General features: G+C 73.1%; 14 protein-coding genes. 5 read left to right on the top strand and 9 right to left on the bottom strand.

The window, feature by feature from the left end; translation table 11 throughout:
- Positions 1–633: serine hydrolase domain-containing protein (locus CA983_RS04400; RefSeq protein ID WP_143645445.1), on the top strand; the 633-nt coding region annotated here is incomplete at its 5' end.
- A 61-nt stretch (positions 634–694) separates the two neighbouring features.
- Here CA983_RS04400 and CA983_RS04395 read toward each other — a convergent pair.
- From CA983_RS04395 to CA983_RS45730, 6 genes are all read right to left on the bottom strand, one after another.
- Positions 695–2,062, bottom strand: coding sequence for a carbohydrate-binding protein (locus CA983_RS04395; protein ID WP_086599554.1), 1,368 nt, complete (start codon positions 2,060–2,062; stop codon positions 695–697).
- Positions 2,063–2,208: 146 nt separating this feature from the next.
- Positions 2,209–3,873 carry an alkaline phosphatase D family protein gene (locus CA983_RS04390; protein WP_086599553.1) on the bottom strand — a complete coding sequence of 555 codons (1,665 nt, stop codon included), beginning with the start codon at positions 3,871–3,873 and terminating at the stop codon, positions 2,209–2,211.
- Between the two features lie 227 nt (positions 3,874–4,100).
- Entirely contained in the window at positions 4,101–4,865 is a 765-nt protein-coding gene (locus CA983_RS04385; RefSeq protein ID WP_086599552.1) for a metallophosphoesterase family protein, read from the bottom strand.
- Positions 4,862–5,149 (bottom strand): BON domain-containing protein, encoded by a 288-nt coding sequence (locus tag CA983_RS04380; protein ID WP_086599551.1) that lies wholly within the window; start codon positions 5,147–5,149, stop codon positions 4,862–4,864. The genes CA983_RS04385 and CA983_RS04380 overlap by 4 nt, the downstream gene beginning before the upstream one ends.
- Positions 5,150–5,165: 16 nt before the next feature.
- Positions 5,166–5,843, bottom strand: a complete 678-nt coding sequence (locus tag CA983_RS04375) for a nucleotidyltransferase family protein (protein ID WP_107500196.1) — start codon at positions 5,841–5,843, stop codon at positions 5,166–5,168.
- Positions 5,844–6,064: 221 nt separating this feature from the next.
- Entirely contained in the window at positions 6,065–6,355 is a 291-nt protein-coding gene (locus CA983_RS45730) for a hypothetical protein (protein WP_143645444.1), read from the bottom strand.
- A gap of 458 nt (positions 6,356–6,813) precedes the next feature.
- Between CA983_RS45730 and CA983_RS04365 the strand changes: the two genes are divergently transcribed.
- From CA983_RS04365 to CA983_RS04360, 3 genes are read left to right on the top strand one after another with little or no spacing between them, the layout of a single operon-like run.
- Entirely contained in the window at positions 6,814–7,098 is a 285-nt protein-coding gene (locus CA983_RS04365) for a hypothetical protein (protein WP_244206632.1), read from the top strand.
- A gap of 32 nt (positions 7,099–7,130) precedes the next feature.
- Positions 7,131–7,715 carry a hypothetical protein gene (locus CA983_RS46605; RefSeq protein WP_167407324.1) on the top strand — a complete coding sequence of 195 codons (585 nt, stop codon included), beginning with the start codon at positions 7,131–7,133 and terminating at the stop codon, positions 7,713–7,715.
- 15 nt (positions 7,716–7,730) lie between these two features.
- Positions 7,731–12,062 carry a cation-translocating P-type ATPase gene (locus CA983_RS04360; protein WP_086599549.1) on the top strand — a complete coding sequence of 1,444 codons (4,332 nt, stop codon included), beginning with the start codon at positions 7,731–7,733 and terminating at the stop codon, positions 12,060–12,062.
- Between the two features lie 78 nt (positions 12,063–12,140).
- Here CA983_RS04360 and CA983_RS04355 read toward each other — a convergent pair whose 3' ends face one another.
- On the bottom strand, positions 12,141–12,590 hold the full coding sequence (locus CA983_RS04355) for an SRPBCC family protein (protein ID WP_086599548.1): 450 nt from the start codon (positions 12,588–12,590) through the stop codon (positions 12,141–12,143).
- A gap of 95 nt (positions 12,591–12,685) precedes the next feature.
- Between CA983_RS04355 and CA983_RS04350 the strand changes: the two genes are divergently transcribed.
- Entirely contained in the window at positions 12,686–13,138 is a 453-nt protein-coding gene (locus CA983_RS04350; protein WP_086599547.1) for a flavodoxin family protein, read from the top strand.
- Between the two features lie 34 nt (positions 13,139–13,172).
- Here CA983_RS04350 and CA983_RS04345 read toward each other — a convergent pair whose 3' ends face one another.
- Positions 13,173–14,321: a YihY/virulence factor BrkB family protein gene (locus CA983_RS04345; protein WP_425276412.1), complete on the bottom strand. Its 1,149-nt coding sequence runs from the start codon at positions 14,319–14,321 to the stop codon at positions 13,173–13,175.
- Between the two features lie 73 nt (positions 14,322–14,394).
- Positions 14,395–14,934: a helix-hairpin-helix domain-containing protein gene (locus CA983_RS47590; RefSeq protein WP_086599545.1), complete on the bottom strand. Its 540-nt coding sequence runs from the start codon at positions 14,932–14,934 to the stop codon at positions 14,395–14,397.
- Positions 14,935–15,028 lie beyond the last annotated feature (94 nt).

Raw genomic sequence — 15,028 nt, 5'->3', positions numbered from 1 at the left:
GCCCGCTTCCCCGCCGCCCGGGTCGTCGACGCCTTCCTGCGTCACCGGCCCCGCCACCGCCCCGGCACCCGCTGGCGCTACTCCAACTACGGCGTCGCCGTACTCGGACACGCACTCGCCGCCGCGACCCGCACACCGTGGGAGGACCTGCTCACCGGCCAGGTCCTGCGCCCGCTCGGCCTCAACGGCACGACTCTGCGGGCGGACGACTCCGGGTTCGACGCCCCCGGGCACGGCAAGGACGGCGAGTCGCCCGTGCCCCCCTTCGACGCCGGGGGCTTCCAGGCGGCGGGTGCCGTGCGGGCCACGCCACACGACCTGCTCACCTTCATCGAGGCTCACCTGGACCCGGACGGAGCACCATCGCAGCTCGCCGCCGCCCTGCGCGCGGTGCGCCGCCCCGTGCTCCGCCGGGGCATCGGGCACCGGCACGTCCACACCATCGCCTGGTTCTGTCACCCGACCGGCGGCGGACCGATGTACTTCCACAGCGGCGCGACCCTCGGCCAGCAGGCGTTCCTGGGCTTCCGCCCCGACACCGGCACGGCCCTGGCCGCGCTGTGCACCCGCCGCTTCCGCGCCCACGACCCGTTCCTGGCCACCGCGTACGCGCTGCTGGCGGAGGAGGAGTAGCGGGGCCCGTCCGGCACCGACGGCACGTGCCGCACCGGCGCCGGACAGCCCTGACCCTTCGTCACACCCGCTGCCAGAGGGCCGGAGTGCGGCTGGGCGCCCACGCGCCCTGGGCCTGGTGGGCCTGCAGGCACCGGTAGCGCGCACCGGCGTGGCTCACCGTGACACCGGCCTCATAGACCCGTCCGGCGGCCCACGCCTGCGCGACGTTGTCCCGCGGTGCCGAGGCCTGGGCGGCGGCGGTCCTGAGCGTGAGGCCGAAGTCCCTGAGCAGGGAATTGATCGGCTGGTAGAAGGTGGTGCCCCCGCTCCTGCAGTCGCCCGTACCGCCGGAGGTCACGCCCTGCGCCTGAACGCCCGCGACGAAGGGCCCGCCGGAGTCGCCCGGCTCGGCGCACACCGTCGTCCGGGTCAGCCCGTCCACCCTGCCCTCGGCGTAGCTGACACTGGTGTCGTGCTGCTCGATCTGTCCGCAGTGCCACCCGGTGGTGGAGCCGGAGCGGCAGACAGCGGCCCCGACGAGCGCCTGGACCGAGCCGGTGATCTGCACCTTCTGCTCGCCCGCGACCCTCACGTTCGGGGTGGTCGTCCACTGGTCGTTGACGGCCACCCACGACATGTCCTTGCCGGGGAACGTGGAAGCCTGGATCGTGCCCTGCTCCGCGTTGTTGAACCCGGTCGTCCTGGCGCCGCTCTTGCCGCAGTGGCCCGCCGAGGCGAAGCCCTGCTGGTCGCCCTTGGTGACGCAGAAGCCGACGGAGCAGCGGGCGGAGCCGTCGACGTAGTAGGCGTCGCCGCCCGTGATCTCCGCGAGAAGGCGCGGCCGGTTCGCCGTCACCTTGACGCCCACGCTCTTGCCGTCGAGACCCGCGGCCTTGACGAAGACGGCGGCCGCAGCCTTGTTCGTGGCCTCCACCGCGACTCGGTTCGCCGGGATGTCGACGTACCACAGGGGTGTGTCGCGCGTGCTGACGCGACCCGCCGCCGCGTCCAGCCTCCGCTTGGCGGCCTGGAGGTCGCGGAGCGTCTTCTTCACGACGGCCGCCTTGGCGCCCTGGGCCCTGATGGTGGGCACATCCGTCGCGTGGGTGGTCGCCACGATCAGCTCCTGTGACGTCGCGCCGCGCAGCCAGGCCCCCGCGAAACGGTCGCCCAGCGCGTTGCGCAGTCGCCCCGCCCGGGTGCCCGCCTCCGCCTCGTTGACCAGCCGCCGGGACGCCTGGGCCGGGGTCAGCCCGAGGTCGCGCTGCAGAGCGCGCAGTACCGGAGCCGACGGCCGGTCGGCGCCGAGGGTCTGGGCGGACGAGGGCAGAGGTCCCGCTGGGGGCGCCGGCTCGGCCGCCACGGCCGAGGGGATCCCGGTGGCGACCAGCGCGCCGAGCGCGGTCAGGGCCGCCCGGCGGCCGGTCACGGCATGTCTGTGGACCATTCGGTGTGTCTCCTTCGCTCACGCTGGAACTGTCGCAAGGCCATAGGCCTTGCCGGAACGGCCCTGAGTGATGTCCCGGGCCGCCCCGTTTCGCGCTTTGGCGCGGGGAAGGGGCGCCAAGTGCAGTACTGCGGACGCCAGGCGAGTCACGCGGGCTTGAGACCGGGGGAACCCACCTCCGTGACGAAGGACGCAGCCGTCGAGACGGTGCCCCCGGGCGTCGTGATGGCCGAGACGGTCCGGAAGTCGGCCTGGGCGTTCTCGCGGCCCAGTGCGACCCGGACGTAGCCGCGCCGGCCGTCGAAGAACTTCATGTGAGGGTTGGCCTTCATGTACGTGTCCCACTCGGTCGGCTTCTGGGCGCCGTTCCCGCCGCTGGCGATGGAGGTGCAGGTGAACTCCGTGCCCACCGTCCTGGACGCCGGGTCGTCGAAGTCGTCCTTGATGTCGAAGGCGTACCCGACGTGGACGTCGCCGGTGAGGACCATCCAGTTGTCGATGCCCGCGGCCTTCGCGCCCGCCATGACGCGGTTGCGGGAGGCGCGGTAGCCGTCCCAGGCGTCCATGGAGACCCGGGCCGGCGCGGTCAGGTCGAACTTGCGCTGGGAGAAGCACACCTGCTGGGGCATCACGTGCCACAGCGCGGCGGAGTTCCGCCAGCCGTCCAGCAGCCAGCGTTCCTGCGCGGCGCCGGTGAGGGTGCGGGCCGGATCGTCGGACTCGGGGCCCGGCGCGTGCGGCCGGTCGTTGTAGGCCTGGTCGGAGCGGTACTGGCGGGTGTCGAGGATGTCGAACTGGGCGAGCGAGCCCCAGGCCAGCCGGCGGTACAACCGGGCGTCGGGCCCCTGCGGCAGCTGCTCGGCACGCAGCGGCTGATTCTCCCAGTACGCCCGGTAGGCGGCGGCACGCCGCACCAGGAACTGCTCAGGAGGACCGCCCTTCTCGTCGATGGCGCCCGCGTAGTTGTTCTCGGTCTCGTGATCGTCCCAGGTGACGACGAACGGGTGCTGGGCGTGCGCGGCCTGCAGGTCCGGGTCGCTCTTGTAGAGCGCGTAGCGCAGCCGGTAGTCCGCCAGCGTGGTGGTCTCGCGGTTGAACACGTCGGGCAGCTTGCGGTCGGTGTAGCGGCGGTCCCCGCCGGCGGAGTCCACCGGGTACTCGTACAGGTAGTCGCCGAGGTGGAAGACCACGTCGACGTCCTCCTGCGCCAGATGCCGGTGGGCGGTGTAGTAGCCGTCCTGGTAGGCCTGGCAGGCGACCGCGGCCAGTCGCAGGCTGTCCGCGGCACTGCCCTCGGCCGGCGCCGTCCGGGTGCGGCCGACGGGGCTGATCCAGGTGCCCACCCGGAACCGGTAGTAGTAGTGGCTGTCCGGCATCATGCCCTTGACGTCGACGTGCACGCTGTGGGCGTACTCGGGGTGGGCCGTGGCGACCCCCTGGTGCTCGACGAGGGCGAACCACTCGTCCATGGCCACTTCCCACTGGACGACGACCCGCTGCTGGCCCAGGCCGCCGTCCTCCGCGAACGGCTCGGGAGCGAGCCGGGTCCAGATCAGCACCGAGTCGGGCAGCGGGTCCCCGGATGCCACGCCGAGGGTGAACGGGTCGTTGGTGATCCGCGCCGCGTCGAGCTCGGGAGCGGCAGTGACACCGCGGGCCGGCCGGTTGGTGGAGAAGGCGAGCATCGCGGCCGCCGCGGTGACGGTCAGGAAGCGACGGCGGGCGACGTGCGGTGCCGCGGTGCGCAGTACGGCGTCGTGCGGGGAGAAGGCATGCTCGGACGGTGGCTTTTGACGACCCGTCAGCGCCATCTGGTGTCCTCTCGTGCGGGGCGCGGAGCAAGCATGCTAAGCAGACAAAATGCCTGATAGCGGCACGACTTGCGGGGCGTTCACACCAGAGGCGGTACGGGAGGAGCGGCTCGTCACGTCACGCAGCCGTCAGCGGCGGACCGATGGCAGGCGCCGCGTGTCGCGGGACACGAACGGGACGCGAAAACGCCGCCGGCTGGGCCGGCGGCGGATGGGGACTGGGCTGTCTAGCGGGCCACTTGCGCGGCGGCACCCGTGGTGGCGTGTTCGTGGACGGGCAGATGGTAGACGTGGAAGGCCCGCCCGATGACCGGCTGCGCGACGTTGCGCACCCGTACGCCGCCGCTCGTCATGCCGTGTTCCGTACCGGCGTGCGCGTGCCCGTGCACCGCGAGGTCGGCACCGGCGGTGTCGATCGCCTCGGCCAGCAGATAGCTGCCCAGGAACGGATAGATCTCCAGCGGCTCGCCCGCCAGCGTGTCCGGGACGGGGGAGAAGTGGGTCAGGGCGATCCGCGCGTCACAGCCCTCCTCACCCAACTGCTCCAGGGACGCGCGCAGGCTGTCGGCGCACCGGCGCGAGTACCTGACGAACTCCTTCATGACCGGCTCGCCGAACTCCCCGGCGCAGCGGCCGACGAAACCGCCGCCGAACCCCTTGGTGCCGGCCACGCCGATCCGCGCCCCGCCGCTCTTCACGACCGTCCCCTGCCCCTCCAGGACATGGGCACCGGCCTCCCGGAGGATGGCCGTGACCTCGTCCGGCCGGTCGTCGTGATGGTCGTGGTTGCCCAGCACGGCGACCACCGGAACCCCGAGGTCCCCGACCTCCCGGGCCACCACCCGGGCCTCCTCGGGGGTGCCGTGCCGGGTCAGGTCCCCGGCCAGCAGCAGGAGGTCGGCGCACTCGGGCAGGGTCTCGAAGGCGGGGCGGAGCAGGCCCTCGTTGTCGGGCCCCATGTGGATGTCTCCGACGGCTGCGATGCGGATCATGCGAGTTCCTCCGCGTGGTCGGGTGAGGACGTCTCGGTGACCACGAGGTCGGTGTGCACCGGGACCCCGGCGAGCTCCTCCTGGACGGTGCGCACGATCTCGTCGCGGCAGGGCGCCGAGGGCACGGTGCCGGTGAGCAGCACCGTCTGGCCTCGGGCCTCGAGCCGTACGCCCAGTTCACCGAGGTCACCGGAGGCGAGGCGGTCCTGCAGGTGGGCTATCCGGTAGTCCAGGTTCTGCTCCGGCTCCCCGCCACCCGGGTGCTGTGAGCCGTGGGTAGTCATGGGTGTTCCTTCCGCATCAGATGACGTTCAGGCGCTCCAGGAGGAAGAAGAAGGCGGCGGGCATGGGCGCGTCCCCGCACTCGCGCCGCACCCGCTCCCAGTCGACCTTCTCGCGCAGCGCACGCGCGATGGGCAGGGCCGCGCCGAAGTCGCAGTGGTGCTCGGAGAAGGCGGCGATCAGGCTCCACAGCAGGTCGGTCGGGGCCAGCACGGGCATCCGTACCGAGTCGACCGAGACCTCCTCCGCCCGCTCCAGCATGTCCGCGCCGACAGGCCGGTGCGCCAGCTCGAAGATGATGTCCACCGGCTGGCCGAAACACGTGGCCTTGATCAGCCAGTCCTCCGGCGGGCTGTAGACCGTCAGCCCGGCCTCGCGGAGCGTGGCCGCCACCGCGTCCGCGTCCTCGGGGCGGATCGCGAAGTCGACGTCGTGCTGGAGGTTCTTCTCGCCGCCGTGGGCGTAGGCGGCCACGCTCCCGGCCAGCGCGAACAGGTGCCCCTTGTGCTTCAGCAGGGCACCGACCTGCTTGGCCGCCTCCAGGATCGCCTGGTTGCGGTCCAGGGGCAGTTCCTGCGGCGGCTCGTCGGCCTGCGGGTCCTGCGGTGGCGCGGGCTCGGACTGGTCCGGGGCCAGCCGGAAATCGGGGATTCCCGGTCGCCGGACGAGCGTCGCGTCATCACCGTTCTGCGTCATGACCACTCCATTCGCCGAAAGGGCACCCCGCCGCCGCGCGGTGCCCGGACCCGTGACGGCCTGTCTGCGTGCCTGCTCTGAGTACCCTGAGCCGTCACACCGACACGGAAGGCCTCGAAGAGCTCCGGGCCGAGGGCCGGTTTCCGCCGAGGCCGAGGCCGACGCCGACCGCGACGAACCGGAACGGCTGCCCGACCGGCGTGTCCGGCCCCCTGGCCCTGTCATCGCCCCGGGCGGTGCTCCACCACGGCACACCTCTGGACGTGTCGCGCAGCGCGTTCCTCGCGCAGTGCGCCTCTCCGCCCACCAGGTGACCAGGCGAAGTTCTCCACCCAGCGCACGCGTACCCCACCGGCGGCGAGCGCCTCGTGAGCGGCGTTGCGGAACAGGTCGCGGCCGTCCACCTCCTGCCTGTGCGGATCGGGCACGGCGTAGTCCCGCGCGGTCAGGGACAGTCCGTCGGCGATGCCGGGGGAGTGGGCGACGGCACCCGGGCACGCCCGGGGTCGCACTCGCCATCACGTACCGCACCGGCACCCGTACCGGGACAGCCCCGTCTCCGCAGCAGCACGGCGATCTGCTCGCCGATGTGGCGCGCCGCCTCCTCGTCGCCGTCGAGGAAGGCGTCGTCGGCCGACAGCGCGTCGTCGGCCGGCAGCGCATCGTCGGCCGGCAGCGTCGACGGTCGGCTTGCGCTCCGCCGTCGTGTCCGCCAGCCGCTGCCCGCCGTCCCCGGCGTGTTGCGCGCGACGCAGTAGTTGCACCGCCTGCCGGGGGGCGACCGCGAGTGTCCGGCCACGCTCGTTCCGGACCTGCACCACGTGCACCGTCTCGCATGACCATCGATGGATCTACCGGACGACCCGACTCTCCTCCCCGCGGCGGCCCGGGCGGACCACGTCCGGTGGCAGCCCGTGCCCGCCCTGGTGACGCTGGCATGGCACGGACCCCCCGCAGGAAGGAGCCCCCCGTGAACAAGCTGCCGTACGCCCTGCTCACCGCCCTGGCCGTGGTGGCGCTCGCCGCGCCCGCACACGCTGCGGCCCGCCCGGCGGACGTCACAGCGAGCCAGTGCATCGCAGGTGGCGGCTCGATCGTCATCTCCGCCGTGGGCGACGGATGGCAGTCGTACACCAAGCGCTGCATGGGCGGCGTCCACGACGGCGAGACCGTCCTGCGGGACCTCGACCGAACAAGACAAGCGATAGCTCCAGCAAAGTCGGAATATGGGGGAAAGACCTGGGAAACCGGTTGAAGCCGCTGGACAACGCGCTTGTGGAGGTCGCCATGAACCAGGAGACATCACGTTCGCCCGATCTTCCGCAGCCGTTGCGGGCCGTCGCGTCCGGTCTGAGGCATCTGCCGGGTGCGGAGCAGGTGGGCAAGGTGGCCGAAGACACCCTGGACCGGATCGGCGCGGTGTCGCCGCGCGGCCGCCGGATGGCGGTCTACGCCGGTGCCGGAGTGCTCGGCGTGGCCGGAGTGGTGGAGTGGCCGGTGGCGCTGACCGGCGCGGCCGTGGCCTGGCTGACGCAGCCGAAGCCCGGACAGCGACCCGACGGCGCGTCATCGAACGGCGGCACGCAGACTGCCGGGGCAGGTGAACGCAGCTCCGGAGCCGGCGCCGAGGACAGGCCGGACGATCAGGACACCTCCTCGTACGGCCCCGGCGACAAACTCGCCTCGTCCCACTACCGGCAGGACCGGCCGGAGAACCACGTCCACGAACAGCCGGCGAAAGTGGGCGACACCGCCACCGCCTCCGCGCTGAAGCAGGTCGCCGAGGCCACCGCGCACCACGACCCGCACGGGGAGGAGCCGGACGGGGAGCAGACCCGCCGGCAAGGACACGACAGCCGGCCCACCGGCTGAGTCGGGAAACAGGAGATGCTCACACGTTTCGCCCCGCTCGTCGGGGCCATGGCTGGGGCGGCGGCAGGCGCCGCCCGCAGCACCGCCCAGGGCGCGACGTCCGTCTACGACACCACGCGGCGCGTCCGCAACGTCGCGCGCAACGCCCTGTCCGGCGGACAGCAATGGAAGGCGGGGCGGCGCCTCCACATCGCCCTGCGGCGGCCCGACGGCGACATCGGCGGCCTCGCACGCAAGGTCGCCGGGGAACTGCTCGACCACCCGGACGTGCTCGCGGCGTACTGGGACGAGGGCCTGTCCCGCCTGGTGATCACAGTGGTCGAGGACGCCGTCACCGACCGCGTCAGCGAGCGGGCCGCAGAGCTCGCCGCCCGCCTCGGCCTGACCGAGGGCGCCGACCCGGTCGCCCAGGAGGCCGCCCACCCCGGCGACCCCGGCGAGGTGCGCGTCACCGCGGCGGCGATCCTGCTGGACGCCGCCGGCGCGGCCGGCGCCCTGGCCGGCCGGTCCCTGCGCCTGCCGCCCACCTCACGCATCGTCACCGCCACCGTCACGCTGCTGCGGGAGAACCCCCGCTTCCGGGCCGTGCTCCGGAAGCGGTTCGGCACCTCCGGCATGGAACTCGTCCTCACCGCCGTCAACGCAGCCGCACACGGCGTCGGCCAGACCCCGCTGGCGCTCGTGCTCGACGGCGTGCTGCGCGGCAGCCAGCTGACCGAAGCCGTCGCCAGGGCCGCGGCCTTCGAGGCACTGCACGACGACATCTGCCAGGAACGGCGCACCAGCCTGCCCTGTCCTCCGGACACCCGGCCGCCGCTCAAGGTGACGCCCGCGCAGGAGTACGCCTCCCACGCCAGTACCGGCAGCCTCGCCGGTGCCGCCGCCACCCTCCTCGTCACGCACTCCGCGAGGGAGGCGGCCGAAGCCGTCCTCGCCGGATCCCCGAAGGCGGCCCGCTACGGTCCGGCCGCGTTCGCCGCGACCCTCGGCACCTTCCTCGCCCAGGCCGGGATCCTCGTGCGCAGCGGGGATCGCCTGCGCCAGCTGGAGATCGCCGACGCCCTCGTCCTGCACGCCGACGCCCTGCGCAGCCGGCGGCAGGATGCCGAAGGGGACCTTGACGGGTTTCCCGACGACCCGGTCCATCCCTTCGCCGAGGCCGTCCTCGACGCCGCCCGCCGAGCGGGACTGCACGTCGTGATCGCGGGCGGCTCCGACCTGAAGGACATCGTCCGGCTCGCCGACGAGGTCGCCCCGGGCGGGAAGCCGTTCGGAGACGTCGTGCGGGCCCTCCAGGACGACGGGCACGTGGTGGTGACCGTCGCCCGCCTGGACGGGTCCGACGACGGGCACGTGGCGGCCGGGCTGCCCGCCGGTGACGTGGCCATCGCCCTCACCGACGGCCGCGCGGCCGTCTCCTGGGGGGCCGACGCGCTGGCCCCGGGCGGACTCGCCGACGTCTGGCGGCTGCTGACGGCGATCCCGGCGGCCCGGCGCGTAGGACGCCGTTCACAGACCCTGGCCCGCGCGGGGGCGGCCCTGTCGGGGCTCCTGGTCGCGCGCGGCGGCCAGCCTCCGGGCCGCCGCCTCCTGTGGCCCCTCACCCGGCACGCCCCCGTCAACATCGCCGCCGCGAACGCCCTGCTGACGGGCTGGCTGGAAGCCGTCCGAGTGGCCCGGGCCACCCCGCCCCAGCCCCGGTTGCACATCCCGTGGCACGCCCTCGAACCCGACGAGGCCCGCGACCGGCTGGGGCGCACCCGCCGCGACGGCGAGCCCACCGGACTCGCCCTGGTCGCCGACCGCTCGCGGCAACAGGCCGCTCGCCTGGGCCACCACCCGGCCATGGCCCCCGTCCGCTGGACCTGGCAGGCGGCCGGAGCCGTGCGCCGCGAACTCGACGATCCGCTCACGCCCGTCCTGGCCACGGGCGCCGTCGCCTCGGCGCTGCTCGGTTCGCTCGTCGACGCGCTGCTGGTCGTCGGCGCCATGGACCTCAACGCCGTGACGGGTGGACTCCAGCGGATGCGCGCCGAACAGGCACTGGCCCGGCTGGCCGCCCGGCAGCAGCCCAAGGCCCGCAGGCGGGACGGCCGCAGGCGCACGGTCACCGTCGACGCCGCCCGGCTGCGACCCGGCGACGAGATCACCCTCGGCGCCGGCGACGTCGTGCCCGCCGACGCCCGGCTGCTCGACATCGACGGTCTCGAGGTCGACGAGTCGGCGCTCACCGGCGAGTCCCTGCCGGTCACCAAGGCCGTCGAGGCCACCCCCGGTCTGCCGGTTGCCCAGCGCACCTGCATGGTGTTCGAGGGCACGACCGTCGTGGCCGGACGCGCCACCGCGCTCGTCGTGAACACCGGCGACCAGACCGAGGCCGGCCGCGCCGTCACGCTCGCCGCCCGCACCCCGCCGCCCGCCGGCGTACAGGCCCGGCTCCAGGAACTGACCCGCAAGGCCCTGCCGGTGACCTTCACGGGCGGCGCCGCCGTCACCGGGCTGTCCCTGCTGCGCGGCAGCCCCGTACGACGCGCCGTCAGCGGCGGTGTCGCGGTCGCGGTCGCCGCCGTACCGGAGGGACTCCCGCTCGTCGCGACGGTCGCCCAGATGGCGGCCGCCCGCCGGCTCTCCCGGCGCGGCGTCCTGGTCCGCACCCCACGCACCCTGGAGGCGCTCGGGCGGGTCGACACCGTCTGCTTCGACAAGACCGGCACCCTCACCGAGAACAAACTGCGCCTGGTCCGCGTCGCCACGGCCGACGGCACCGTGCTGCCCGTCGACGCCGAACAGGCCGAGCCGATCGTGCGCCTGGCCGCGCGTGCCTGCCCGCAGGAGGAGATGGGTCAGGGCCGCCGCGTCGCGCACGCCACCGACGAGGCCGTCCTCGACGTCGCCCCGCCCGACCAGGGCTGGGCACCGACCGGCGAGCTGCCCTTCGAGACGCGGCGGGGCTACGCCGCGGCGGTCGGCCGCGACGGCGACCCGGACCTCGGCGAACTCCTCGTCGTCAAGGGCGCCCCGGAGACGATCCTGCCCGCCTGCCGGGACCTCCCCGACGGCACGACCGACACCGCCCACGAGCTGGCCGGACAGGGACTGCGCGTCCTCGCCGTCGCCCGGCGCCGCTGCCGGGCCGACGACGCCGACACCGAACTCGACGCGCCGCTCGCGGACCTGGAGTTCAGCGGTTTCGTCGCCCTGGCCGACGTCCCGCGCGAGACCTCGCACGCCCTGCTCGCGGAGCTGCGCCGCTCCGGCATCCTCCCCGTCATGCTCACCGGCGACCACCCGGAGACCGCCCGCGCCATCGCCCTGCAACTGGGCTGGCCGGAGGAGACCGAGGCGGTGACCGGCGACGAACTCGTCGCCATGGAGCGCAGCGAACGCGTCCGGGTGCTGCGCGGCGCGGGCGTCATCGCCCGGGTCGCACCCGAGCAGAAGCTGCACGTCGTGGAGGCCCTGCAGCAGGCCGGGCGGGTCGTGGCGATGGCCGGCGACGGCGCCAACGACGCCGCCGCCATCCGCGCCGCCGACGTCGGGGTCGGCATCGAGTCCCGCGGCTCCGCGGCCGCCCGCAACGCCGCCGACCTCGTGCTCACCTCAGGTGACCTGTCCGTCCTGGTGGACGCGGTCGTCGAGGGCCGTGCCCTGTGGCGCAGCGTCGCCGACGCGGTGAGCATCCTCATCGGCGGCAACGCCGGCGAGGTCGGCTTCAGTGTCCTCGGCACCCTGCTGGCCGGCGCCTCGCCCCTGTCGACGCGTCAGCTGTTGCTGGTCAACCTGCTCACCGACATGTTCCCGGCCATGGCGGTGGCGGTCACGCCGAGCGACGACCCCTCGACGGCGGAGCACGCCGCGACCGGCCCGATGGGCCTCGACGTCCTCGGCGCGCCGCTGCTGCGCTCCATCCGGCGCCGGGGCGTCACCACCTGCCTCGGCGCGGTCACGGCGTACCTCATCGGCCGCCTCACCCCCGGCACCGAACGCCGGTCCACCACCATGGCCCTGTGCGGCGTGGTCGGCGCCCAGCTCGTGCAGACCCTCTCCGGCCGGCGCCACAGCCCGCTGGTGTGGGTGACCGCCCTCGGCTCGGCCGCCGTACTCGCCGCCCTCGTCCAGACGCCCGGCGTCAGCCACTTCTTCGGCTGCACCCCGCTGGGTCCCGTGGGCTGGGCCGGCGTGGCCCTGGCCATCGCCCTCTCGGCCCTGGCCCCGCGCCTGGAACGCCTCCAGGCGGTCCACGCCCTCTACGACGCCGCGGCGCGACTCGCCCTGCGCCTCAACGACCTGGGTCAGCAGGCCCGGGAGCGGCTTCAGAGCGCGGTGGCCCGGCCGGTGGGGGCGTAGCGGACGAGGAGAGGGCGACGACAGCAGGCGGCCGCCACCACGTGCAGTGGTGGCGGCCGCCTGCTGTTGCTTGCCGGATCAGACCTCGCCGCGCCAGGCCCCGGTCTCCGTCCCACGGGCCTCCATGAACTGCTTGAACCGCCGCAGATCACCGGAGACCTGCCGCTTGACGAACCCGAGCTTGTCGCCGGCGGTCTCGGCCACGCCACTGGGGTCGAAGTCCATCTGGAGCATGACCTTGGTCGTGTCGTCCTGGATGCGGTGGAACGTGACCACACCGGCCTGCCTGGCCTCGCCGTTCACGGTGGTCCAGGCGACGCGCTCGTCGGGGATCTGCTCGGTGATCTCCGCGTCGAACTCCCGCTCCTGGCCGCCGACCTTCGTCACCCAGTGCGTCAGGGTGTCGGTGCGCTGCTCTACGCGCTCGACGCCGTCCATGAACTGGGGAAAGTCCTCGAACTGCGTCCACTGGTTGTACGCGGTGTGCACCGGGACACGGACCTCGATGGATTCCTCTACCTGTGACAAGGCGGTACCTCCCTTTCTCGTACGGTGAGCGACGGACGGGTACCAGTTCTCGCGCCGGACACTCATGGTCGTCACGACTTGTAAGGTCGGGTGACGTGGCCACCTTGCTGATCGTCCATCACACGCCCTCGCCCAACTGCCAGGCGATGTTCGAAGCCGTCGTCTCCGGGGCGACGGACCCCGAGATCGAGGACGTCCGGGTCGTCCGCGTGCCCGCGCTGTCCGCCACCGCCTCCGACGTCCTCGCCGCCGACGGCTACCTCCTCGGCACCCCCGCCAACCTCGGCTACATGTCCGGCGCCCTCAAGCACTTCTTCGACCAGGTCTACTACCCCTGCCTGGACGCGACCCGCGGCCGGCCCTTCGGCTACTGGGTGCACGGCGGCAACGACGTCACCGGAGCCGTGCGGGGCATCGAGTCGATCACGACGGGCCTCGGCTGGCGCCGCGCCGCCGAGGCCGTGACCGTGACCGGCGAGCCCGGCAAGGGCGACGTCGGTAAGTGCTGGGAACTGGGCGCGACGGTCGCCGCCGGACTCATGGGCTGAACAGGTCAGGTGCCGGACTCATGGGCTGAACAGGTCAGGTCCCTTCCAAGCGGCGCCGGTCCTGTTCGTCCCACGTACGGGTGTCACGCGGCTGCGTGTACGGCTCGGCCTCGGGCGGATGACCACCGGCGATGGCCCGCTGCCGGACCGTTTCCGCGTCGAACTCCAGGCCCAGCAGGATCGCCAGGTTGGTGATCCACAGCCACACCAGGAAGACGATGACGCCGGCCATGGTGCCGTAGGTCTTGTTGTACGAGGCGAAGTTGGCCACGTAGACCGCGAAGCCGGCCGACGCGATCATCCAGATCAGCAGAGCCAGCAGACTGCCCGGCGTGATCCAGCGGAACCCCTTCACCTTGGCGTTCGGGGTCGCCCAGTACAGGATCGCGATCATGATCGTGACCAGCACCACCAGAGCGGGCCACTTCGCGATCGACCACACCGTCAGCGCCGTGTCCCCGATCCCGAGCGTGGTTCCGACCTGTCGTGCCAGTCCGCCCGTGAAGACCACGATCAGCGCGCTGATCACGGCCAGCACCATGAGCACGACCGTCACGGCCACCCGCACCGGCAGCAGCTTCCACACCGGCCGGCCCTCGGGCATGTCGTAGACGGCGTTGGCCGAGCGGATGAACGCCGCCACGTACCCGGAGGCCGACCACACCGCGAGGACGAGACCGACGATCGCCATCAGCGAGCCGATACCGGCGTTGCCCTGCAACTGCTCGACGGCCCGGGTGATGATGTCGCGGGCCGCACCAGGGGCGAGCTGCTGGACGTTGTCGAGCACCCTGTCCGTCGTCGACCTGCCGGTGATGCCCAGCAGCGACACCAGCACCAGCAGCGCCGGGAACAGCGCCAGCACCCCGTAGTACGTGAGCGCCGCCGCCCGGTCGGTCAGCTCGTCGTCCTTGAACTCCCGCACGCTCCCCTTGAGCACCGCGCCCCACGACTTGCGGGGGAGCTCACTCGGGCTGTCCGGTGCCGCCCGCTCCACTTCGGGCCCCGGGCCGGGCTCCTCGTCCGGCCTCGGAGCGGGCCTCTCCGCGACCGCGCCGGGCTCTTGTGCGGCCCGGCCTGGCTCTTCCGCAGCCGGAGCGGGAGCCCGGGCAGGGGCGGAGTCCTGAGGCGGAGCCTCATTCTGGCGATGTTCTTTTCGTCCCGGAATATGCAGCTTCACCATGTGGGCCGAGTAACCCCGAGCTCGGCAGTTAAGCCGCACTCTGTACGAACGGCGTCGGCTATCCGTGGGCGATTCACCCCCGCAGCGCGAGCCCCCGCCGCTCCAGCGCCTCCGACAGCACACGCACCGCCTTGGGCCCCACCCCGTGCAGCGCGAGAAGTTCCGCCCGCGAGTGCTGTGCCACCTGCTCCAGCGTCGTCACGCCGGTACCGAGCAGGGCCTGCGTGGCGGGCCTGCCGATTCCGGCGGGCAGGTCGCCACCAGGGCTGTCGGCCGCCGCCTGAGCCGCGGCCAGGGACGCGGCGAGCCGCTTCGGGGCGCGGCTGAACCAGGCCGCCCGGACCAGGGCGTTGAGGTCCTCGCCGTCGATGTCGGCGAGCGGCACGCGGAAACCGATCGGCGTGCCCGTGCGCACGAGAGGCTCACCGGTTGGATGCGCGGCAAGGGCGGCGTCGGTCTCCTCCTGCGGCAGGTGCAGCTGCACCCGGCCGTCCTTCGTCACCGAGGCGAAGCCCCTGCCCCGCACGGAGAAGGCGACCATGCCGAAGTGCGTCCCCTCCTCCACCTCCGGGAGGACGAGCGTGGCCTTGCGCAGCTGGGTCACGGTGGTCATGGCCGGAGTTTCGCACACCCACCGTTCGGTTACAGGGGCCCTGGGAGGCTCCAGAATCGGGTTGAGGGAGCGCTCCCACCACGGGCACGATGCC

Source organism: Streptomyces swartbergensis (assembly GCF_002148965.1).
GTDB lineage: Bacteria > Actinomycetota > Actinomycetes > Streptomycetales > Streptomycetaceae > Streptomyces > Streptomyces swartbergensis.
Note: the sequence above shows the minus strand (reverse complement) of the source record. Positions and strands in the feature narration are given on the sequence as shown.

What these genes read in the sequence shown, in the direction of transcription:
- CA983_RS04385 (WP_086599552.1), bottom strand. Translation starts at nt 4,865, where the DNA reads ATGATCCGCATCGCAGCCGTCGGAGACATCCACATGGGGCCCGACAAC.
- CA983_RS04380 (WP_086599551.1), bottom strand. Translation starts at nt 5,149, where the DNA reads ATGACTACCCACGGCTCACAGCACCCGGGTGGCGGGGAGCCGGAGCAG.
- CA983_RS04345 (WP_425276412.1), bottom strand. Translation starts at nt 14,321, where the DNA reads ATGGTGAAGCTGCATATTCCGGGACGAAAAGAACATCGCCAGAATGAG.
- CA983_RS47590 (WP_086599545.1), bottom strand. Translation starts at nt 14,934, where the DNA reads ATGACCACCGTGACCCAGCTGCGCAAGGCCACGCTCGTCCTCCCGGAG.
- CA983_RS46605 (WP_167407324.1), top strand. Translation starts at nt 7,131, where the DNA reads ATGAACCAGGAGACATCACGTTCGCCCGATCTTCCGCAGCCGTTGCGG.
- CA983_RS04375 (WP_107500196.1), bottom strand. Translation starts at nt 5,843, where the DNA reads ATGACGCAGAACGGTGATGACGCGACGCTCGTCCGGCGACCGGGAATC.
- CA983_RS04395 (WP_086599554.1), bottom strand. Translation starts at nt 2,062, where the DNA reads ATGGTCCACAGACATGCCGTGACCGGCCGCCGGGCGGCCCTGACCGCG.
- CA983_RS04360 (WP_086599549.1), top strand. Translation starts at nt 7,731, where the DNA reads ATGCTCACACGTTTCGCCCCGCTCGTCGGGGCCATGGCTGGGGCGGCG.
- CA983_RS04390 (WP_086599553.1), bottom strand. Translation starts at nt 3,873, where the DNA reads ATGGCGCTGACGGGTCGTCAAAAGCCACCGTCCGAGCATGCCTTCTCC.